This window comes from Acinetobacter sp. YH12116 (genome assembly GCF_013418895.1).
GTDB classification, from domain to species: Bacteria; Pseudomonadota; Gammaproteobacteria; order Pseudomonadales; family Moraxellaceae; genus Acinetobacter; species Acinetobacter indicus.
In genome coordinates this window covers 1-22,989 of the sequence record NZ_VPBE01000030.1, presented here as the reverse complement: position 1 = coordinate 22,989, position 22,989 = coordinate 1, and the positions used below count along the sequence as shown (strand labels likewise).

The 22,989-nt window shown below is 44.3% G+C and carries 19 protein-coding genes, 3 tRNA genes and 1 pseudogene; 12 read left to right on the top strand and 11 right to left on the bottom strand.

Going from position 1 to position 22,989, the window contains the following annotated elements; all coding sequences use genetic code 11:
• The 10 genes and pseudogenes from FTU54_RS13150 to FTU54_RS13105 form a co-directional block, all read right to left on the bottom strand.
• Positions 1-880: pseudogene (locus tag FTU54_RS13150) on the bottom strand (hypothetical protein); the annotation flags it as partial.
• 73 nt (positions 881-953) lie between these two features.
• Complete coding sequence (locus tag FTU54_RS13145) at positions 954-1,904, bottom strand: OmpA family protein (protein WP_180074820.1); 951 nt, start codon at positions 1,902-1,904, stop codon at positions 954-956.
• A 716-nt stretch (positions 1,905-2,620) separates the two neighbouring features.
• On the bottom strand, positions 2,621-3,859 hold the full coding sequence (locus FTU54_RS13140; RefSeq protein ID WP_180074819.1) for an HlyD family type I secretion periplasmic adaptor subunit: 1,239 nt from the start codon (positions 3,857-3,859) through the stop codon (positions 2,621-2,623).
• 59 nt (positions 3,860-3,918) lie between these two features.
• Entirely contained in the window at positions 3,919-6,153 is a 2,235-nt protein-coding gene (locus FTU54_RS13135) for a type I secretion system permease/ATPase (RefSeq protein WP_160241151.1), read from the bottom strand.
• 45 nt (positions 6,154-6,198) lie between these two features.
• The gene (locus FTU54_RS13130) at positions 6,199-7,416 is read right to left on the bottom strand and encodes a TolC family protein (protein ID WP_180074818.1); all 1,218 of its coding nucleotides are present in this window, start codon (positions 7,414-7,416) and stop codon (positions 6,199-6,201) included.
• Between the two features lie 528 nt (positions 7,417-7,944).
• On the bottom strand, positions 7,945-8,097 hold the full coding sequence (locus tag FTU54_RS13125) for a transposase (protein ID WP_373685797.1): 153 nt from the start codon (positions 8,095-8,097) through the stop codon (positions 7,945-7,947).
• 118 nt (positions 8,098-8,215) lie between these two features.
• Entirely contained in the window at positions 8,216-8,509 is a 294-nt protein-coding gene (locus FTU54_RS13120; protein WP_228151496.1) for a DUF4298 domain-containing protein, read from the bottom strand.
• Positions 8,510-8,729: 220 nt separating this feature from the next.
• Positions 8,730-8,819 (bottom strand) — tRNA-Ser (locus FTU54_RS13115).
• Between the two features lie 87 nt (positions 8,820-8,906).
• Entirely contained in the window at positions 8,907-10,943 is a 2,037-nt protein-coding gene (locus FTU54_RS13110; protein ID WP_171502401.1) for an NADPH-dependent 2,4-dienoyl-CoA reductase, read from the bottom strand.
• Positions 10,944-11,047: 104 nt separating this feature from the next.
• On the bottom strand, positions 11,048-11,401 hold the full coding sequence (locus FTU54_RS13105) for a hypothetical protein (protein WP_160241146.1): 354 nt from the start codon (positions 11,399-11,401) through the stop codon (positions 11,048-11,050).
• 221 nt (positions 11,402-11,622) lie between these two features.
• Here FTU54_RS13105 and argG point away from each other — a divergent pair, with 221 nt between their 5' ends.
• Entirely contained in the window at positions 11,623-12,963 is a 1,341-nt protein-coding gene (gene argG, locus FTU54_RS13100) for an argininosuccinate synthase (RefSeq protein ID WP_005179184.1), read from the top strand.
• A gap of 58 nt (positions 12,964-13,021) precedes the next feature.
• Here the strand turns inward: argG and FTU54_RS13095 are convergent, their stop codons facing one another.
• Positions 13,022-14,293: a GGDEF domain-containing protein gene (locus tag FTU54_RS13095; RefSeq protein WP_104471118.1), complete on the bottom strand. Its 1,272-nt coding sequence runs from the start codon at positions 14,291-14,293 to the stop codon at positions 13,022-13,024.
• Between the two features lie 148 nt (positions 14,294-14,441).
• Here FTU54_RS13095 and pyrC point away from each other — a divergent pair, with 148 nt between their 5' ends.
• The 11 genes from pyrC (at position 14,442) to FTU54_RS13045 (ending at position 22,851) form a co-directional block, all read left to right on the top strand.
• A complete protein-coding gene (pyrC, locus tag FTU54_RS13090; RefSeq protein WP_034597856.1) occupies positions 14,442-15,476 on the top strand; it encodes a dihydroorotase in 1,035 nt (344 codons plus the stop codon).
• Positions 15,461-16,120, top strand: coding sequence for a ribonuclease T (rnt, locus tag FTU54_RS13085; RefSeq protein ID WP_075167718.1), 660 nt, complete (start codon positions 15,461-15,463; stop codon positions 16,118-16,120). Before pyrC ends, rnt begins: the two co-directional genes overlap by 16 nt.
• Positions 16,121-16,140: 20 nt before the next feature.
• A tRNA-Glu gene (locus FTU54_RS13080) sits at positions 16,141-16,216 on the top strand.
• Between the two features lie 156 nt (positions 16,217-16,372).
• Entirely contained in the window at positions 16,373-18,838 is a 2,466-nt protein-coding gene (locus FTU54_RS13075) for a TonB-dependent siderophore receptor (protein ID WP_160242965.1), read from the top strand.
• A 113-nt stretch (positions 18,839-18,951) separates the two neighbouring features.
• Positions 18,952-19,110: a hypothetical protein gene (locus tag FTU54_RS13070; protein WP_016659224.1), complete on the top strand. Its 159-nt coding sequence runs from the start codon at positions 18,952-18,954 to the stop codon at positions 19,108-19,110.
• 229 nt (positions 19,111-19,339) lie between these two features.
• Positions 19,340-19,415, top strand: a tRNA-Glu gene (locus FTU54_RS13065).
• Between the two features lie 113 nt (positions 19,416-19,528).
• Positions 19,529-20,947 (top strand): amino acid permease, encoded by a 1,419-nt coding sequence (locus tag FTU54_RS13060; RefSeq protein WP_160242964.1) that lies wholly within the window; start codon positions 19,529-19,531, stop codon positions 20,945-20,947.
• 101 nt (positions 20,948-21,048) lie between these two features.
• Entirely contained in the window at positions 21,049-21,255 is a 207-nt protein-coding gene (locus FTU54_RS15190; RefSeq protein ID WP_218949506.1) for a hypothetical protein, read from the top strand.
• Positions 21,256-21,312: 57 nt separating this feature from the next.
• Complete coding sequence (locus FTU54_RS15185) at positions 21,313-21,540, top strand: hypothetical protein (protein ID WP_216072233.1); 228 nt, start codon at positions 21,313-21,315, stop codon at positions 21,538-21,540.
• Positions 21,541-21,616: 76 nt separating this feature from the next.
• Entirely contained in the window at positions 21,617-22,252 is a 636-nt protein-coding gene (locus FTU54_RS13050; RefSeq protein ID WP_160242963.1) for a hypothetical protein, read from the top strand.
• On the top strand, positions 22,252-22,851 hold the full coding sequence (locus tag FTU54_RS13045) for an IS607 family transposase (RefSeq protein ID WP_160242962.1): 600 nt from the start codon (positions 22,252-22,254) through the stop codon (positions 22,849-22,851). Before FTU54_RS13050 ends, FTU54_RS13045 begins: the two co-directional genes overlap by 1 nt.
• Positions 22,852-22,989 lie beyond the last annotated feature (138 nt).

Below are 22,989 nucleotides of genomic sequence, written 5' to 3'. Positions count from 1 at the left end.
CAGTACCATCTGCACCTTTTAAGGCATTAAACATATCGGTGATCGTACCCTCTGGGCCAATCAAGCCAATCTCACGAGCCAGATCCAGAGCTGATTTGCCATCGGTACCATCTGCGCCATCAGTACCATCCGCACCATCAGTACCTTTTAAGTAGGCCATCAGATCAGTTAGCGTTGCGCCCGCTGGCAGCAGATTTGCTTCAATCGCTAACTCAAGTGCAGATTTACCATCTGCACCTTTTAAGGCATTAAACATATCGGTGATCGTACCCTCTGGGCCAATCAAGCCAATCTCACGAGCCAGATCCAGAGCTGATTTGCCATCGGTACCATCCGCACCGTCCTGACTAGCAGGGCCAGTTGCTCCTTTTTCTCCCTTAGAAGAAGAGTCGTTACTTGCAACTGCTGCCAACCCCGCCAAAGGAATTAATGCCAATAACCAGTATGGATTAAAGGTATAGGTTGCTGCCGCTAAAGGCTCACCACCTAAGGCCTGACCTGCTGCAATTTCATCTGCGAGCAAACTGACCGCATGTTCCTGTAAACCACTTTCTGGTACATAGGCGTAATAACTACCATTTTCATGCAAACCAATTAATAAATTGGTGCTTGTTCCATCTTGATTGTAATAATCTTCAATGATCAGATCCGTCTCAAATGGATGCTTTCTATCATCTTCAAAAGCCACATGCAGGTCATTGCCGACACGTTTAGTTTTTATATTTTCTGGCGCAAACTGGGTAGCAGCATCAATAAATTCATAGTTTACATTTTTCTTTGCCTGAATAATCACAGGCTGATCAGGTCCTTTTGTTGCCTGAAATGTTGAAATCACTTTGTTGGCATTGTGCAACTTAACAGTAATATTTTGATTTTGCATAATCATCATCCCAATCTTGTTACAACAAGAAGCATCAATATGTTTTTAAAAATTTAAATCTGGAAAAGTTGGTTTATTGCGCTTTAAAACCATATGTCACAACCTCTACACGGCGGTTCGGCAAGTTACATTCATCTCTGGCTGTTTTATTATTTGCAAAGCGAGCATCACAATCACTCACCACAAGCTCGTGCTCACCACGACCTTCTGCCAAAATATTTGAATTCGTCACACCTTGCTGAATCAATAGATGTCTTACTGTCTGTGCACGTTGTAAGGAAAGTCTCTGGTTATATTCTTCTGAACCAACAGGATCGGTGTAACCAATTACCGCAATTTGTCCAATATGAACTGCATTTTTTTTGATTTCAGCTGCAATGACTGCAATCTCGCGCTGTCCTTGCGGTAACAGGTTTTGTGAATCTGCCTTGCCATAGGCAAATAATGCACTTGCAGCTAAAGTGTATTTTTTCACAACAGGCTGAGGGGCTTGAGCCTGCTGATACACTATTTTCGGACAAATACTGCTTTGTTCTAGGCGAGGCAGAGTATGAGTTTGTTCTTGTGTATGCTGTAGAGCTTGCTGAGCTTGCTGCTCGGTTAAAGGCTTAAGAGCCAGTTGATGATTATCGGCTTGAATGACCGAAAAATAATGTATGCGATTGTTGGTCAAATCAAAGGTGTTTTTTTGCTCACGCAGGATTGGATAATTTAGGTTGATATCAGTATATGCCACAGTGATATTGGTTGGCATTGCACATAACTGAATTGCTTTATAACCACCCGATTGTAAAGAGGTCAGGTATTTCCCCTCCACAAAAATATTCGCTGCCGTACCTTCTACAGCACCTGGCTCACGAATGAATACTGCCATTACCTGCTCTGAAGTCAAACTTTCAGTTGCAATTGCGGCATTTGGAATGAAGTTACGCCATTTTTCATTAGAAGATAACTGTCCAGTTGAACTACAACCGACTGCCAGCAATGAGAGACCTAAAATACTAACCAGCTTCTTTGCACCCATCGTCAAACCCCACGAATTTCACAAGTTTACTAAAACCTAGATTTAAGTTTTGCTAACAAAAGCAACAAAAATATAATTTCTGAGACATAATTAACAATTACTCTTTCATAATAGTAAATAAAACAATAAAAATCTAACAAAAATCGAGGATTAAATATAATTTCTTCAAGATTTTTGTATTTTAAATATTATTCTCACAGAAACCTGACAATCATTCTCATTAAAGGATATGAGATGGCTTTGTTGCACAAAGATTTCATAACTATATGATTTTAAAGGTTTTGATTATTTTTTGATCCAAAATTAAATTTATTTAAATCAGATGCTTACATATTTATGCAACAAAGCCATATGAGATTAAAAATATAGCAACAATTCTCTTTATTAATCGAATTGTATTTACAATTCTCAATCTCAAACACAACAATAGCACTTAACAAAATATTAATATCTTTATAACAATCCCATATCTTTATTATGGGATTAAGCTATTTTAAATTCTTAAAATGTTAAGCCATTAAAATAACCTTAAATTTATTATGGATTTAAGATGCTTCATTTAAGTAATAGTCAAAATATTAATATTTATAGTTACTTTTTTGATTTTATTCATATAAAAATAAAATAATTAACAAATAGTCAATAAAAAAAGCCAGGCTTAAAACCTGACTTATTTTAGATATACTTCATAATGATAGAAGAGAAAGGATAATGCTTTAGCGCTCCTGTAATGCTTGCTTCATTCGTGTGATCGGTTTAATCAGGTATTGCAGAATGGTTTTTTCACCAGTTTTAACATCCACACTCGCAATCATGCCTGGAATAATCGGCATTGGTTGACCATTTTTATCGGTCAAAGCATTCTGGCTAGTTTCGACCAAAATCCGGTAGTAAGCTTCATCTGGATTCAAATTCAGCTCACTTGGACGGGTTTTATCACGTAAGGTATCTGGACTGATTAAAGTGACTTTGCCTTCAAGTCCACCATAAAGTGAATAGTCATAAGCAGTAATTTTTACAATCGCATCTAAACCTGGACGTACAAAAGCAACATCCTGAGGGCGAATATAAGCTTCTACCAGCAATTTATCATCCAGCGGAACAATTTCCATAATATCCTGTCCCGCCTGAACCACACCACCGACCGTATTGATTTTAATGTTTTTCACAATCCCCCGTAATGGTGCGCGTATTAAACTACGGTCTACCGGGTCGGCTCGCATCGCCATATTTTCTTTGGCCTGTGCCAGTTCAGATTCAATCCGTACCAGTTCATTGTTGGCTTCTGCTGCATACTGATTGCGTTTGTCATCTATTTGCAGGGCCAGGTCCGAAGACTGGCGACGCATACGTAACAATTCAACCTCGGACATTACTCCTTCTGCCACCATTGGTGCAGTAATAGCTATCTCACGGTCTAGCATCGACTTGCTGGTTCTCAGGCCAGACACTGCATCTTCTACCGCACGGCGTCGTGCTTCATAGGCAGCACGCTCACGGCGCTGTAAGTCTAAACTAATCCCTGCGGGAAACTGTATCGCAGTACCATAAGATTCCGCACGTAAACGTGCCGCCATGGCTTTTAGGTTAGCAACCTTGGCTTCACTTTCACGTAATACCGCGGCACTTCTTGTATCGTCCAAGGTTAATAAAATTTGCCCTTTTTCAACTACATCCCCTTCACGCACCCGCATCTCTTTAATGGTGCCAGGATCAAGACTTTGTACAATCTGTTCACGGCTAGTCGGAATTACACTGCCTTGTCCACGCGTGACTTCTTCGACCGTGCTGTTATAGGCCCAAATCACAAAGACCACTAAAAACACGAACAGCAAACCAATCACCCAAAACAGCCCTGTATGCTTTTCTTTTTGCAAAGCTGCATTCAGATCATTAACCAGCTTCAGGTCTTTGGAATGTATCTGCTCAGATGACGGAGCTTGTTTATCTTTCATACATCTTTCTCAATTATTGCAGGCGATGTCACAGGGGTATTTTGCTTCACACTGTTGGCTTAACCATTTTCAGAGGTGGCTACAGTATCGGAATTTGGGGTCACTGCCTGGCTCACTTGAGCTGAACTGCTCGCCCCTGCAGGTCGAATCACGCGTGGTGCAGTCATACGCGCTTTTTGTTCGTTGTGCGCCAGCTTTTTCAGCACAGCATCACGAGGACCATCCATCACAATTTTGCCCTGATCCACCACCACAATCCGATCTACAATACTCAGCACCTGCATACGATGTGTCACCACCAACAGGGTTTTGTCTTTACACCATTGCCCTAATGCTTTCAGGGCTTTCTGCTCGGTGCCCTGATCCAATCCTGTGGTTGGTTCATCTAACAGCACCACTTTAGGATGGCGTAAAGTTAAACGGGCCAGCGCAATAATTTGTTTTTGTCCGCCGGATAAGCCTTGCCCATCTTCACCCAATGGCATATCCAGACCTTTAGGATGGTTTTGGATCACCTGCTCTAAACCAAAGCGTTTCAGTGCATTGAGTAAATCCTGATTGCCTGTAAAGCCATCTTGACGTGCCAAATCTAAATTTTCACGTAAACTGCCTAAAAACAACCGTGGAGATTGTCCCAGCATGGCAATTTGATTACGCACAAAATTCGGATCAAGTTGGCGTAAATCCACCCCATCCAAAGTGATATTGCCCTGACTCGGCTCAAACAAACCACTGGCCAGTTTAAGCAAGGTGGTTTTACCACTGCCAATTTTGCCCAAAACCCCGACTTTCTCACCCGGTTTCAGCTGCAATTGCACGCCTTTGACCACCTCTGGCGTATCATCCTGATATTTAAAGCTCACCTGTTGCAGATTTAACTCACCGGCCACATGCTCCAGACTAATGTATTCACGTTCTGGGTCACGCTCAATTTTACGGTCAATAATACTTTGCAAACCTTGCATGCCGACTTTGGCTTGCTGGAAGCGAATGGCCAGATTGGCAATTTGTGCCAGTGGTGCCAGTGCACGCCCTGAGAGGATTACTGCAGCAATCAAGGCACCCATGGTGATTTTAGAATTAGCATCTGGACTATGAATTAAATAGGTACCGACAATCACTAGCAGTACCGTATTCAATTGTTGAACCCCGACAGAGAAATTCACCACAAAGTTGCTTAAATCACGGGTTTTAATACTGGATGCTGCACTACGGGCGGTATAAAAATCCCACTTTTCTTGTGCCCAGCTGGCGGCATTATTGGTTTTTAAGGTTTCAATCCCTTCAATTGCTTCAACTGCTAGACCTTGACGCTGTGCACCTTCACGCATTGATTCATTAATAAAACGTGCCAATGGACCTTGGGCTAAAAAACCAACCAGCATCACAATAGGAATCAGAATTAATGGCACCAAAGCCAACTTACCAGCGATGAGCCAAATGACCGTAATGAACAGCAATAAGAACGGTAAATCCACCAACACCAATAAACTGGCGCTGGTCATAAAATCACGTACCGACTCAAATTCACGCAAGTTATTGGCATAGGCCCCCGATGACGCAGGCTTTTCCGATAAATCCAGACTCATCACCCGTCTAAAAATAGCAGAACTAATGATCAGGTCGGCTTTTTTACCGGCAATATCGGTTAAATGCCCACGAATCATTTTAGCCACAAACTCAAACAGAATGGCTAAAACTACCCCAATACTGAGTACCCATAACGTTTCATAGGATTTATTCGGAATCACACGGTCATAGACATTCATCACATACAATGAACTGACCAAGGCCAAAAAGTTGATAATAAAAGTTGCTAAAATCACCTGATAATAATAGAAACGGAAACGCCAGATGACTTTCCAGAACCAGGCTTTCGGCATGTGATATTCAGGTAGCTCTGAACGCAAATCACTGGCCAATTTGGGCTTAATAAACCAGCAATATCCCAAATACAATTCACTTAGTTGGGCTTGTGTCAGCTGTTGTTTTAAGCCATCAGTCTGCTGAATTTGATACACCCGCTCATCACCCACCCCTTCAATTTTGGTAATGACAGCTGCATTTTCATCGTGTAATACAATCACTACAGGCATTGCTAAAGATGGAATATCCTGCAAACTGCGTTGCGCCAAAGTGTTGTCAAAACCATGGGTTTTTAAAACCTCACTCAGCGAATGATAATTCACCTGCAGGTTCTGATCATGGGTCACCTGTGCCATTAAGGTCGCTACAGAAATAGGCGTTCCCAAAAGCTGAGTAACCAAGGCAATATGTTCAATGATGGATTTCATGATCGTTTTAACAACCCTTCTGCTGTCACAAGAGTGGGATTAAAATTAAGGCTGTGCCTTCCAGTTTGAATGAGGTGCAGCCATCGTCCAGCTTGAAATTTTGCCTTGCGCACGTAAATACGCCAAAGCAGCCATACGGAAATCATTTTGTGCCGTCACATAGGCCATTTCTACCGCCGACAGTTCATTATAAGCATTTAAAACATCAACCAAGGTTTTACGTGCAATCTTAAATTGTTTTTCATTGGCCACGACTACATCACGTGATGCTGCAATTTGTTGCCGGCTAATGTCCATTTTTTGCTTGCTTTGAAACATATCAATTTCTGCAGTGCGGGCACGCTCTTCAATATCACGTTGAATTTGTCCTAATCGTGCCTGTGCAGCCACAATCGACTGCCCACCCTGCTCTACTGAATATTTGGCGCCCTGATTAAACACATCCCAAGCCATACTCAAATAGATCTCTCGGTCTTCAGTGGTGACATTACCTTCCAGATTAATACTTGGGTAGCGTTTAGTTTGACGATATTTATGTTCTGAGCGAAGACTGTCTAATTCCGCTTGTTGTGCCTGAAATGAAGGATGTTGACTGCTATCGCTCAGGCTATAACGCTCCACCACATCTGTCACACTAAAATGGGCAAAAGGATCACTTAAACCTTCGGGATTAATATTCGGGGTATATTTTTTTAAATTGCTTAAAGCAAAACCAAGCTCACGCTGCAAACCACTAATCATATGCTCGACCTGCATTTGTCGTGCTTTGGCTTGAATAAGTTCGGAACGGCGTCCCTGGTCATATTGCACAATAATGCCAATATCGCGGGTAAATTTATTATGGCGCTCCAAACTGCGGTTTTGTACCGCTAAAGATTCCTGGGCACGCAAGGCTTTAATATATTCACTGCCAATGGTGTAACCCAGTTCTTCTGCTGTTTCACCCGTTTTTTGCTGATAGTAAACAGATTTATGTTTATCTCGCTCGATCTGGGCACGAATTGCGCCAAACGAGTACAGGTTTAAAGTTCCTCGCAATCCCGGAGTCAAATCTTCACTGGTGTAATCAGCACGGTTTTCATGAGATTGACCAAGGATCTGATTGGCCGTGACAGCCAGAACAGGATAATGCAAGGCCTGCGATTCTTTGACTTTACTGATAGCGGCCTGCTCATTGGCTTGTGCCTCAATGATTAGCGGATCTTGCTGTAAAGCCGTTTTTAAAATCGTTTGCAGCTCTGCGGCCTGGGCAAGGGAACTCAAACACAATGCGGTGAAAAGAATCTTTGCAGCATCTCCACCAATCTGTTTTGCAAACACTTTACACTTGTTCATACGTGACAAAATGAGTAGATAAATGATTCAAGACATCCCCGGTATTTAAGCCCGTAAATTCCATAAAAGTATGCGATGGCTGTAAAAGTTTGATGGATTTCATAATTCTTTCCAATTCCCCCAAATGTGTCAACCATTTTTAAGCTCTTCTTTACCTTATCTTCTAAGACTTTCCCAATAGATTCAAATGATTTCATCACATCTAGCCAAATGGAATAATCCCTTAGTTTGAATTGTTCAAGGCATTGATTGATCAGCGTTACTGGTTATCATTGATATAACATTCTATTTAAATCATGATTTATTTAATGATCATGTATATAATTATCCAAATACTCAACTCTATTCTATTTTTCTTTCAAATCATTTTCTATCAAATAGATTTTTTAATTAATATATTGCCATTAAACAAATTGCAGCTAAATTATGACTAATATATTAGAATTCTTTCATAAGTCATTTTTTACTCAGTTCCATATTATAGATTCCCGCAATTAAATTGAATCTCAAACCAAGTCTTTTACCTCGGTTGCGATATCGCTCGGTAAGGATTTTGAAGGTTTTTAAACTACCAAATACATGCTCAATGCCAATTCTTCTTTTATTAATTTCTTGATTGTAAAGCTTTAGCTCAGGAGTCAGTTTGCAACGTTTTTTGCTTTTAATGACAATAGACTATTTGGATACACTACGTAAATCCCTTGATAGGGCGGCTTTAAAAATAAAATTAGCTTTCCAGTATTTTTAAACTGAGTCGCATCAGTTGCAAAGCCAGCTGTTTACGCTCATCCAGGCCGTTCCACAAGGTATCTTGACCCAAAATAGAATAATGCCCTTCGCCACACTTAATTTTTAGATCCTGCTCTACATCCTGCAGCCACTGTTCACTCTGATAATATTCCTGCAACTGTGACCAGAGCTGCTCTGCTTGCTGTAATTGCTGCTGGGTCTGCTCCAGCTGCTCCATCAAGTTACGCCATTGTTCATATTTCTGCTGCAGCAATTGAGGATCGAATTTCATCATACCGCCCTGTGTTGTCTTTCTTCTTTTGAGTGTAAAGGATGCAACGCGGGGGATGAATGGTGGTTATGTCACTGGGCAGTCTATAGTTTAATAATGTTTGACGTGCTCAACATCTGGAAATTTATCTGCCGAAATACCGCAAACGAAGATATTGATTAATCCAACCAGAATCAATATGCATAAAAAAAGCCCTGACATTGTCAGGGCTTTTTGAATTTGGCGGAAGCGGTGAGATTCGAACTCACGGAGGACTCACACCCTCGTCGGTTTTCAAGACCGGTGCATTAAACCGCTCTGCCACGCTTCCATGTGCGCCATAATACGAAGCTTTTTTCCATCTGACAAGTAAAAATTACATTCAAGTGACTCAAATGAATATTGTTTCATCAAATGTTTAAAGTTTGGCGGCCAATTCAGCACCTTCGCGAATGGCGCGCTTGGCATCCAGTTCCGCCGCCAGTTTTGCCCCGCCAATAATGTGATACTGCGCCAAGGTCTGCTGGCCATTTTCCGGCATAATCTCTTTGACCGATTCCTGCCCGGCACAGACCACCACGGTATCGACCCGCAATAACTGGTCATGGCCATCCATTTCTACCCACAAGCCTTCATCACCAATGGCTTTATATTGCACCCCACGCAACATGCGTACGCCGTGCTTTTTCAGTTGTGCACGATGCACCCAGCCGGTGGTTTTACCTAAGCCGGCACCCAATGGCGTGGTTTTACGCTGCAACAAATAAATTTCACGCACAGGGGGATGAATTTCCGGTGCCTGCATACCACCTTCAGACATATAGTGTGGATTTAAATCGACACCCCACTCGCGTTTCCATTCCTCCACAGGTTGCGGCTGTGGCTGCTGCTCCGGTTTTAATAAAAACTCGGACACATCAAAGCCAATGCCGCCGGCGCCAATTACCGCCACTTTATGACCGACAGGCGCGCCATTGAGTACTTCGGCATAAGACAGAACTTGCGGTAAATCGCTGCCCGGAATATTGAGTGTACGTGGCACCACACCAGTGGCAACAATCACCTCATCAAAGCCTTCACGTTCCAGCTGCTCGCGGTTAACTTTGGTATTCAGACGTACATCTACGCCAGTTTTTTCCAGCTGCACCTTAAAATAGCGGATGGTTTCGTGGAATTCTTCTTTGCCCGGAATCACTTTGGCCAGATTAAACTGCCCGCCGACATCGGCATTGGCTTCAAATAATGTCACCTGATGACCACGGCCTGCAGCCACCGTTGCAGCAGACATACCAGCGACTCCACCGCCCACCACGGCAATCCGTTTTGGCTGTTTGGTTTTGACATAGACCAGTTCGGTTTCATAAGCAGCACGCGGATTGACCAGACAGGTGGCGCGCTGGTTTTTAAAGGTATGATCCAGACAGGCCTGATTACAGGCAATACAGGTATTGATTTCATCGACCCGGTTGGTGGCGGTTTTATTGACCCAGAAAGCATCGGCCAGTAAAGGACGCGCCATCTGAATCATGTCGGCTTTGCCCGCTGCCAGAATTTCTTCGGCCGTATCTGGCATATTAATCCGGTTAGAAGCAATCACCGGAATCGACACTTGCTGTTTCACGGCTGCGGTGTAATCGACAAATGCCGCGCGCGGCACCGAAGTCACAATGGTCGGAATACGCGCTTCATGCCAGCCAATACCGGTATTCAGTAAAGTCACACCGGCCTGTTCCAAAGCTTTGGCTACCGTGATGACTTCATCCATAGTGTTGCCATCATGTACCAGATCCAGCATCGACAGACGGAAACAGATAATAAACTTATCGCCAATTTCTGCACGAATGGCTTTGACAATTTCCACAGCAAAGCGCATTCGGTTTTCAATCGGGCCACCCCAACGGTCATTGCGCTGATTGACATGACGGCTTAAAAACTGGTTTAGCAAATAGCCTTCAGAACCCATGATTTCCACGCCATCATAACCGGCTTTTTTGGCCAGACTGGCGGTTTTCACATAGTCCTGAATGGTGTTTAAAATCTGTTTATCGCTGAGTTGGCGCGGTTTAAATGGTGAAATTGGCGATTTAATCGGGCTAGCCGACACCACAAAAGGCTGATAGCCATAACGGCCGGCATGCAGAATCTGCAACAGGATTTTGGCGCCATGCTTATGTACCGCATGTGTCACCAGTCGATGCGGTGCAATATCCCCCAAGGTATTCATGGTGCCGCCGGCCGGTAATAACCAGCCCTGACGGTTCGGGGAAATCCCGCCCGTAATAATCAGGCCAACGCCGCCTTTGGCACGCTCACCAAAATAGGCCGCCAGTTTCGGATAATTATAAAAACGGTCTTCCAGACCGGTATGCATGGACCCCATCACCACCCGGTTTTTCAGGGTAGTAAAACCTAAATGTAATGGACTGAGCAGATGTGCATAGCTTGTTGTCATCATGTATTCCTGTACGCTGGCTTTGCAACTTGTTGCATAATACTGTAGCGATTTTTTATTATTTGTTTATGGCATTTTCAAAAAATTATCATGACAAACTGCCAATGTCAGTTCTGCCACTGCTTGCTGCTGCTTTTCCATAGCGCAATTGCGCCGAGCACCGTGCCAATTGGAAAACTTAATAACATCAGCACGGCCAAAATACGCGACAGTGTGCGTCCTTCACCATTGCCCCGTTTCACTTTTAAACAGGCGCTGATATTCAGATAAATCAACAGCAGCATCAAGGCTATCACAATCACTAAATTGACTGTGGCAATACTGCGCTGCTGATATTCCAGATACAGGAACACCACCGCACTAAAACTGAGTAAACCGGCATAAATACCATGAACCAGCGCCAGGGTTTCATTGCGGTTATTGTTGGAGATCAATGGGGGCGGTGTGACATTGGGCTGCATCGGCATTTCCTCTCTGTGGATATAAATTGTTCTATCATACTCAAGCCAGGAATGGGCTGCTGTGGCCGAAAATAAACTGAAACCGATGAAAAAAGTCTAACTTTTTTCAGAAAGCAAATTTTTCAGAAAACATCGTTTCGGAAAAGTGCTACAATAGCGCCATTTTCGAATTCTCCTTGGCCACCATTTTGGTTGCCTATATTCATAAGTTAGGACTCGCAATGACTGATAATGCAACGATCTTGCAAAGCGTACCAGTAGGCAAAAAAGTGGGTATCGCCTTCTCTGGTGGTCTAGATACTTCTGCTGCTTTATTGTGGATGAAACAAAAAGGCGCTGAACCTTATGCCTACACAGCAAACTTGGGTCAGCCAGATGAAGATGATTACGATGCTATTCCGAAGAAAGCGGAAGCCTATGGCGCAGTAAAAGCACGCTTAATCGACTGCCGTTTACAGCTTGCACTTGAAGGTATTGCTGCAATTCAGTGTGGCGCGTTCCACATTTCAACAGGTGGTGTGCCTTACTTCAACACCACACCACTAGGCCGTGCAGTTACCGGGACCATGCTGGTTACTGCCATGAAAGAAGATGACGTGAACATCTGGGGTGATGGTTCAACCTATAAAGGTAACGACATCGAGCGTTTCTACCGTTACGGCTTACTGACCAACCCGGCGCTCAAAATTTACAAGCCGTGGTTAGACCAGACCTTTATTGATGAGCTAGGCGGCCGTGCAGAAATGTCACAGTTCCTGATCGACAACGGCTTCGACTATAAAATGTCAAAAGAAAAAGCCTACTCGACTGACTCGAACATGCTGGGTGCAACGCACGAAGCCAAAGATCTGGAATACCTGAATGCCGGTATCAAGATTGTTGAGCCAATCATGGGCGTTGCGTTCTGGAAAGATGACGTTGAAATTGCACCTGAAGAAGTTTCAATTACCTTTGAAGAAGGTTTCCCGGTTGCACTGAATGGCCGTCGTATCGAAGATCCGGTAGAGTTCATTCTGGAAGCCAACCGCATTGGTGGCCGTCACGGTCTGGGGATGTCGGATCAGATCGAAAACCGTATCATTGAAGCGAAATCTCGTGGTATTTACGAGGCTCCGGGTATGGCGCTGCTGCACATCGCTTACGAGCGTTTAGTGACAGGTATTCATAACGAAGACACCATCGAACAATACCGTATTAACGGTTTACGTTTAGGCCGTTTACTGTATCAAGGCCGCTGGTTCGATTCTCAAGCACTGATGCTGCGTGAAACTGCACAGCGTTGGGTTGCGAAAGCCATTACTGGTACGGTGACTTTAGAACTGCGTCGTGGTAATGACTACACCATCATGAATACTGAATCTGAAAACCTCACCTATGAAGCTGAGCGTTTGACCATGGAAAAAGGTGATTCAATGTTCACGCCAATGGACCGTATTGGTCAGTTAACCATGCGTAACCTGGACATTACCGATACCCGTCAAAAACTTGGCATTTATACCGGTGCCGGTTTACTGGCCGTGGGTACAGGTTCTGCTGTTCCACAATTAAAAGACAAGAAATAAGTTGTCTCTATGAAAAAACCGCCTTCGGGGCGGTTTTTTTGTACTTGCTGTTTGGGATTTATTCTAAACCTTGCAGAATATCGCTGACCTGCGCGGTCTGATAATAAATCTGGTTCCGGCCGAGTTTTTTCGCCCGGTACAGCGCCTGGTCGGCACGGCTAATCAGATCATCCTTGGAAATCTCGAGCTCGCCTTTATACACGGTAAAACCCAGGCTGATGGTAATAATATCGGATACACTGGATTTTTCATGCGGAATGGCCAGCCGTTCAATTGCCCTAAAAATATTTGACGCCACCGCATAAGCACCATGCGCATCGGTTTCAGGCAGCAACACCACAAATTCTTCGCCGCCATAACGTGCCACAAAATCCATATGCCGGATCGCATCTTTAATCGATTTAGCCACCGATGAAATGACTTCATCGCCTTTTTGATGGCCATAAAAATCATTAAACAGCTTAAAGAAATCGACATCAATAAATAGCAAGGACAAGGGCCGTTCATCATGCCGCGCCTGCTCATAATAGCTGTTCAGCATTTCATCAAAGTTGCGCCGGTTCGACACTTTGGTCAATGCATCATGCTGGCTTAAATGCAGCAGTTCTTCACTGTTAATCCGGTTAATTTTCTCGCCGAGCTTGGCCTGCTGCATCACCAGAAAGATCATCCGTTCCCGGGTACACAACATTTTACTCATTAAAAAACCCATCACTACGCTGCCGATGAGCACCCGCGCCATCACCATCACATCAATTGGAATGTAAAAGGTAAATAGCATGACCATGGTCATCACTGCCGCCATTAACCCAGTCAGCAGCATATGAAACGGTTTTACCCCGGTCAGCACATAGCCCATGATATAAATGATACAGATGATCATCATGGCCTGATATTTCAGCGCTTCGGTATACACGGTCATGGTGAGCCAGGTCATCGACAAGATGGCCCAGAACACCAGCGCCATGGCGGCATAGGCAAAATAGCGCCGCAGAATTTTATAATGTGCAAAGAAAAACAGCGTCAGCAGACACAGGCCACCATTGAGTAGCCCGAGCAGACAGCGGATAAAATCATGCCAGAAATGTTGCGGCTGGATAATCCAGTAATCCCCGGGAATGACCAGCATGGTCAGAATAAAATAGACCAGCACCCCCGACCAGAAATACTGGTTAATATTATGCCGGGCCCGCTCCAAATACTGCTGCCAGAATTCCTGTTCCAGCTGTTTCGGAAACACCTGACCCGCGCTGCGTCGTTGCCGGGCAATCAGTACCTCTATTTTTTCCTTGTCGTATTGCAATTGGACAAGCTTATATTTGTATTCCATTGACATAAAATATAATTTTTATAGTCGCTTAAAAATAACACAAAATGATAAAAATTAATTCAATATAAGGCATCTTTTGTCTAGATTTGACGTTATCATTGTCAGGTTTATAGATTATCATTCCATTTATTTTTCGATCGGCATCACCTTGAATACGATTACTCTTTTACAGCCAGATGACTGGCATGCTCACTTACGTGACGGTTTAGCATTAAAACGTACAGTTCCAGATCTTGCCAAACAGTTTGCACGTGCGATCTGTATGCCGAATCTTGTCCCGCCTGTAAAAACCGTGGAAGAAGCGATCAGCTATCGTGAACGCATTATGGCGCATGTGCCAGAAGGCGTGGCGTTTGATCCGCGCATGGTACTGTATTTCACCGATCAGACTTCGCCAGCCGAAGTGAAAAAAATTAAAGACTCCGAGCATGTCAATGCCATCAAGCTGTATCCGGCCGGTGCAACCACCAACTCGGACAATGGGGTCAGCGACATCCGTAAAGTCTATGCGGTGATTGAACAGTTAGAAGAACATCAGGTACCGCTGCTGTTACACGGCGAAGTGACCCATCAGCATGTCGATATTTTTGACCGTGAAAAACGCTTCCTCGATGAAGTATTGGCACCTTTATTAAAACAGTTCCCGAAACTGAAACTGGTGCTAGAACACATCACCACCAGCGAAGCAGCACACTTTGTCCTGGAGCAGGACCGTAACGTAGCGGCTACCATTACTCCGCAGCATTTGCTGTTTAACCGCAATGACATGCTGGTTGGTGGAGTTAAACCGCACTTCTACTGCCTGCCTATTTTAAAACGTCAAACCCATCAGCAGACTTTGCTGGAAGTGGCGACCAGTGGCAACCCGAAATTCTTCCTCGGAACCGACAGTGCGCCGCATTCTAAAAATGCCAAAGAAAATGCCTGTGGCTGTGCCGGCTGCTATAGCGCACCAACCGCCATTGAGCTGTATGCGCAAGCCTTTGACCAGGTCGGTAAACTGGACCGCCTAGAAGGTTTTGCCAGCCACTTTGGCGCAGACTTCTATGGTTTGCCGCGTAATACTGGTACGATTACCCTGGTTAAAGAAGACCAAGTGATTCCTGCAAGTTTAGACTATTTGGATGGTGAACAGATTGTTCCGCTATATGCCGGTCAAACCATCCAATGGAGAAAAGTGTGACAGACGAAACTCTACCTTTAATTGGTCAGCGTTTCCGTGGATTCTTACCTGTTGTGGTCGATGTCGAAACAGCAGGTTTTAATTCGCAAACCGATGCCTTACTTGAAATAGCCGCCATTCCGATTGTGTTTAATGCGGAAGGCCATTTTGTTCCGGGTCAGGCCTATCATGCGCATATTAATCCGTTTGAAGGGGCCAATCTGGACCGTCGTTCACTCGACTTTATCGGGATTGATCCGTTCAACCCGATGCGTATGGCCATGGCTGAAGATGAAAAAACGGCGCTGAAACGTATTTTTAAATCCGTGAATGAAGTGCGTCGCCAGCAGAACTGTACTCATGCAGTGCTGGTCGGCCACAATGCGCATTTTGATCTGGGCTTTTTACAGGCGGCCATTGCCCGTACCAGTACCAAAAACCAGAATCCGTTTCACAGCTTTTCCGTACTCGATACCGTAACCTTAAGCGCGGTGATGTTCGGTCAAACAGTACTGGCCAAATCCTGTATTCAGGCCGGCATTGAATTTGATGGCAAAGAAGCGCACTCTGCCCTGTACGACACACAAAAGACCGCGGAACTGTTCTGTTATATTTTAAACAAACTCACCCCGCATCTACTTGACACCTTGGTGGCGGATCAATAAGATACCGCCATCTTCTAAACGTCCCTATCGTCTAGAGGCCTAGGACATCGCCCTTTCACGGCGGTAACCGGGGTTCGAATCCCCGTAGGGACGCCATCTCATTTCTCTCCCCCTCCTGTTTGTTATTCATTCTTCTTTGCACAGCACTGTTGTTTATTTAAGCTGTTATTGCAAATAATTCTCATTTCTATTGATTAAGTCCATCAAGTTAATGATAATCGCTTGCATTATCTTTTACAAAAAACACATCTCATGCGTTTTGCCTATTCCAGCTTGTCTGTGGCCATTTTAAGCAGCTTCAGCTCCCTTAGTTTTGCTGAACAGATTCAAGAATCAGAACCTACCACCCTCTCTCCCTCGCTCAAACTGTCGACCATTGTGGTCGAGGCCAAAGAGGAAAATGCGCTGGGAAAAACAGTCTATAAACAGGAAGATTTAAAGAAAAGCCCGAATAGCAGCAAGAACATCACCGAATTTTTAAAGGTGAATCCGAACGTGCAGCTCGGTCACCGCTTTCGCAGCAGCTTGCAGCAAGGTGAACTGAACGCGGCCGATATCAGTATTAATGGCGGATTGGCTTACGATAACAAGATTCTGATCAATGGCCTCGCCATCAACAATACGATTAATCCGGTGGGGGCACAGCAATCCAATCATCCTAACCAGCTGATGGGCAATTCACAGGCCGCTGCCATCAATACCGACCTACTGTGTAAACTGACCGTGTTAGACAGTAATATCGGGGCGGAATATGGAGAATTTACCGGCGGCGTGGTTTCTGCCGAAACCTGCGCTCCGCAAACTGAAATTGGTAAAATTCACGGTTCGCTCAGTTATGACTACACCTCAGATGCCTGGTCAAAAGTCAATTTCCCCTCTCAGGACAGCCGGGATGCTTTTGAAGATTCGAGCGATGAGTCGGCACAGCCCTACTTCACCAAACAGGGCATTAGCCTGAACAGTTATGGTCGGCTCAGTGAGCAATGGGGTTTTAATGCCTTTGCTTCATACCGGCATTCAGCCATTCCCTTAAAAACAGATTTTGCCGAATCAGGGCAATTTGAACAGCAGCGTCAGGCCCGCAATGCCGGTGTGGAATTATTTTATGATCCCTCTGAACGTACTTCGTTTAAGCTGGGTGCGAGCTTTTTGGAAAATGATGGACTGTATTTTAAATCCAATATCTGTGATTCTGAATCGACCCAGCACTCGAACAGCCAGAACCTGTATTTTAATCTGAACAACCAGCTCGACAGTGTCTTGCTGACCCAGCAGCTGAACTATCAACGCCAGCAAGCGGGACGTCAGGCTGCCCAGAATCACTATAGCTGGCTCAACTCGAGCAGCAAAAACTGGGGCAAGGACAAATATAGCTTTGAAGGTCATATGGGCGGCTTAAAGCAGCAAGAAAGCCGGCTGGAATACACCATTAAAGCCCAGTTTGAGCCGATTGAAACCGCATCTTTGCGGCATCAGTTTAAAATCGGGGCCGGCTATGGCCATTATAAAGCCTACTGGCAACGTCCTGAAACTGCCCACGTATATGCTACGCCTTTAAATTTAAACGGTGCCGACTGCCAGTCTGATAATGGCACTCTATATGATGCCTGTGATACTGCGCCAAGTCTGGATGGTAAATATCAAGGCCAGTATTTAAGCAGCAAAACCAGCTATTATGCCGGTCAACTGGATATCCGTCAGGATCGCTGGCATGCCTTTATTGAAGACCAGATTCACTGGAATCAGTATCTGAGCGCAACCTTGGGCTTCCGGAGTGACTATGATTCCATCCATAAACAGAACAATGTTGCCCCCAGAACCGCACTAGAAATCCGTCCTTTTGGTAATGAGCGCTTAACCCTGTTGGGTGGCTGGAACCGCTATTACGGGCTAAATGCGTTTGTGAATGAACTGAATGACCGGATTGACCAGTTTGAGCAAAAATATACACGCGCGCAGCTGGAACAAGGCTGGACACCCAAAACCGCAGGAAAGACCAGTTTCACCTATCGCTCCAAGCTACAAACCCCGTATAGCGATGAAACCGTACTCGGCCTGAGTTCCAAACTGAACAATACCGCACTCAGCCTGAAATGGGTCAACCGTGACAATCAGGACCAGTTACGTAAAACTAAAATGAATCTGGAAGATCTGAGTTATAGCTATGACAATCGCGGTCGCTCTGCATCCGATATTTATTCACTTTCCATCCGCAACCTGGCGCCACTGGCATTTTTAGGTGCACAGCATCGTCTGGCCCTGAATGCAGACTATACCGAAACCACGCGCAATTTTGATCATTACGACAGTACCGATATTCTGACCGCCACCCCGCAAGTCTATTATAAGGGGCAACTGATTGATGCCGAGGATCGCCCTGCCCATGAATTTCATGTGCCGTGGACCGTGCGCCTGAACTGGGAGATGCAGTTTGAGCGCCTGCCGCTAACGCTCAGTCATTTCCTGAGTTATCAGGGTAAAGTCGATGCCCTAAAGCGTGAGGCCAAAGGCTATACCGATGCACAAGGTGTGCAGCATGATGCCTATACGCCTTACACCACCCAGAACAAGTTTTATTGGGACTTGAAAGCCAGCTACCGGATTCCATCTTTTAAAAATACTCAAACCATTTTCGGCCTGACCATTAACAATGTCACCAACCGTGCCAACAGCTTTATTGACAGCAGCGGCAGCGCCCAGCCCGACATTGGCCGGTAGTTTATTGCCGATGTGACCTTTAAGTTCTAACGTGGAAACATGCACAGGCTTGCGCTTTTGGCCTGTGCATCCGCTATAATTGCAGTAATTTCCCATGCTGTTTTTATAAGACAATGTTAAAAAAGATTTTTCTGGTCCTGATTATTTTGCTGCCTTCGGCACTTTATCTGTACATTGTGTCGCGTGATAGCAAAGCACCGCAAGCGCCCGCACCGGCTGAACAGGCCGCGCCGCAACCACAAGCACCTGAGTACCAAACCCCAGACCACTAAACGTGGTCTTTTTTATCTCCAGTACGATGAGTCGTGCAGATGCTCATTGGTTAAAATCCAGTGCAGATTGAAGTGCTTATTAAAAACCGGGTGGCCATCATCAAACGATAAATTTTCCAACAGCCTAAACAGATACTTTTTAGACAAATAAATCCAAATCGTGGAATTATTCCCGTCATCAAATTGACATCTTTGGGGCAAATCCCTAATATAGCCCTCACCTCGCAACGTCCCTATCGTCTAGAGGCCTAGGACATCGCCCTTTCACGGCGGTAACCGGGGTTCGAATCCCCGTAGGGACGCCATCTAAATCGCGCCAGACGATTACTTCTAACCCAATTGTTTTGATTATTGATTGCAGATTTGTAGTTTTTCTCTACAATAGCCTGCTTCTCTATTCTTTTATTCTCCTACTCTTATGCAGACATCTCATTCTCCGAATGATGCTACGCATCAGGGCAATTCTGCGCCTTTAAAACGCGCTATGAGTACTCGACATCTGGTTATGATTTCACTTGGTGGTGCAATCGGAACCGGTTTATTTTTAGGTTCGGGTGAAGTCATTGCACAAACGGGGCCTGTAGGTGCCATTCTTGCTTATTTTCTGGGCGGCGTGATCGCTTACATGGTTATGCTGTGTTTGGGCGAACTGGCTGTCCATATGCCTGAATCCGGTTCTTTTGGTGCTTATGCCAAACGTTATATTGGACCCGGAACAGGCTATACCGTCACCTGGCTGTACTGGCTGACCTGGTCAGTCACCCTGGGGACTGAATTTACCGCAGCCGCCCTGCTGATGCAGGAGTGGTTCCCGCACATCTCGATGTGGTTATGGACCATTATTTTTGGGGTATTTGTCTTTACCTTAAATATGGTGTCTAGCCGCTGGTTTGCTGAATCGGAATTCTGGCTAGCACTGGTCAAAGTCGTGACCGTGGTGGCCTTTATTCTGCTCGGTCTGCTGGCCATTTTCGGCGTGATCGGCTATCAGGGCTATGAATCTGCGCCGCTGTTTAGCAATTTAACCGCACAGGGCTGGTTCCCGGAAGGTTTATTCCCGATTTTCACCACCATGCTGATTGTCAACTTTGCCTTCTCTGGCACCGAACTGATTGGTGTGGCCGCTGGTGAAACCAAAGACCCGGCCAAAAACGTTCCAAAAGCCATCAACACCGCGATTTTCCGCCTGCTGATTTTCTTTGTCGGAACCATTCTGGTGGTGACTGCGTTATTGCCGCATCAGGAAGCCGGTCTGGCCGCTGAGAGCGTGAGTAGCAGTCCATTTGTGACCGTGTTCCAGCACATCGGGATTCCATACGCAGAAGATATTATCCGCTTCGTGATCATTACCGCCTTACTGTCTGCCGCCAACTCAGGTTTGTTTGCAGCATCGCGGATGATGTGGTCATTGTCGTATCAGAAGCAGTTGCCGCAGGTTTTCTCCAAGGTCAACTCGCGTGGTATTCCTTATGTGGCAGTGATGGTCACCATGCTGGGCGCAATGCCAGGCTTGCTGTCTGAGCAGTTTGCACCTGAGCTGATTTTTACCAACCTGCTCGGTATTGCGGCCTTTACCATGGTGGTGGTCTGGATGAGTATCTGCTTAAGTCATTTCAACTTCCGCCGTGAATGGTATAAACAGGGTCGTAGCGTGAAAGAGCTGGGCTTTGCCGCACCATTGTTCCCGATTGTGCCAATTCTGGGCTTTGTATTCTGTCTGATTACCTGTTTGAGTATGGTGTTTGATCCATCCATGCGCATCAGTTTCTTTGGCTGTTTAATCTTTATTGCAGCCTGCTATATCAGCTATTACCGTTTTTATCATAAAAAAATCTGATCAGGATTTGCAGTAAAGAGCGGCCCCGGCCGCTCTTTTTTTATCTATACTGTTAAATAAAGCCATTCTTATTCACATGCTGGCCCTACAATGAATATTATTTGCATTCATGGGATGAATCAGTAACACCAGACTGCCGATTCACTGCGTCGACTGTGGTTATCAATACTGGAGCAGGGTTTAAAACGCAGCCAGCAGTCCCATTTTTTGCCGATTTAAAACAGGCCATCTGTATGCCGTTTTATGGCGATTTGCTCTCCAAACATCATCTGCAAAACACTTTAAATGCCAGCACCCTGATGCCGTAGCACTGGCCGCATTTTCCACTGCTGCATCCAGTCAAAATTCAAAAACCGACCACAGTGGTGGAAGAACATCGCCCCGGCGATTGCAATATTCCGCATCTGCAAGTCTATGATGCACTTAACTTTAACCAGAAACTGAAATGGCTTAGTGCTTTAAGCCGGGATATTGCACTGCGTGATTTTGCCCGGCTGATCAATTATTTTCCCAAACTGCATGCCAGCTTGTTGCATAAATTTCTGGTCGAAGCCTATTTATACCTGGCCGATCCGCATTTTATTCAAGAGTGATTTATAGAAAATAATTATATTGACAAATATAGTCAAACATATACAATTTAGGTATTAAATTTTAAAAAAAATTGCAATGAAATACTTGACTGAAAGCTTAAAGAAAGTAGAGCAAGACCTTGCTTATTTTGTATCCCCTGAAAATAAAGATGGGTTTATTAAGGAATTTGCATCATGGGTCTATGGTGAGTGGTCAAAGAATGATTTCTATGAAACCGATATAGTAGATTTAGGCTATGATTGTTCTTCGCACCCTGAAAAAACAAATCAATCGCTCTCCGATAAATGCCCCACCTATGCAGAATTTATTAATGCAAATACAGGTGTGTCGGTATGTACTCACATTTCAGGTCATGGGATGGGCTGTGAAGAATACTCGGAAAAACTTGGAGAGATTTTTGGAGATGCTTGTGCTAAAAAACTAGATGAATTAGCTGAGCAATACAAATTGGAAGTGCCTGAGAAATATAAAAAATATGGCGACAATATTCGTGAAATGATTTTTGGTGAATGGGTTGATCATCGTGAAGATTTTGAGCTTTATGAAGTGTGCGACAGCATTTTGGTAAAATATGGCTATCTTGGAGATGAGAGTGAACAATACTCATGTCCTATATGCGCTGTTGATCATAATGGTGAATACATCTATCAGGATAAAATATTTAAAAACTACACATTGGAGGACTTTAAGAAACTAACGGAGATTAAATAATGTATTCTCCTGCTAAATTCGGTGAAATGATTGGGAAGTCGGTCAAAACTCTACAAAGATGGGATGCCGAAGGTATTTTGGTTGCATGTCGAAATCCTAAAAATCGCAGATACTACACGCACGATCAATACCTTGAATATATCGGTATAAAAGCAACGGAAGCTAAATCATCAGTAATTGTTTATTCAAGGGTATCTAGTGTTGCTCAAAAGCCCGATTTAGCTAATCAGGTGTCAGCTTTAGAAACTTTTTGTACTGTAAATGGCTATGCTGTTGATGATTGGGTGTCAGAGGTTGGAAGTGGTTTGAATTATAAAAGAAAGAAATTCAATCAGCTTTTTCTTGATATTGAAATGGGTAAAGTTTCAATGCTTGTCATCGCTCACAAAGACCGTTTGGTGCGTTTTGGTTTTGAGTGGTTTGAATCTTTTGCTGAAAGACATGGTTGTAAAGTTATTATTATGAATCAAGAATCCCTTTCCCCAACGGAAGAAGTAACACAAGACTTGTTAGCGATTATTCATTGTTTTTCCTCTCGACTTTACGGATTAAGAAAATACAAAGAAAAAGTTAAAGAATTAGTGAATAGTAAGGAATAACTTTTTGAAACTAACACGCATCCACCATTGTAAAAACTTGAATGTGCAAAAGTACAAACAGCTTGAGAAACAAGCTGTTTTACTTGGTCGTATTCGTAGCGAGGTGTGGGCTAAATATGGTGCTATTTCAGGTTTGAA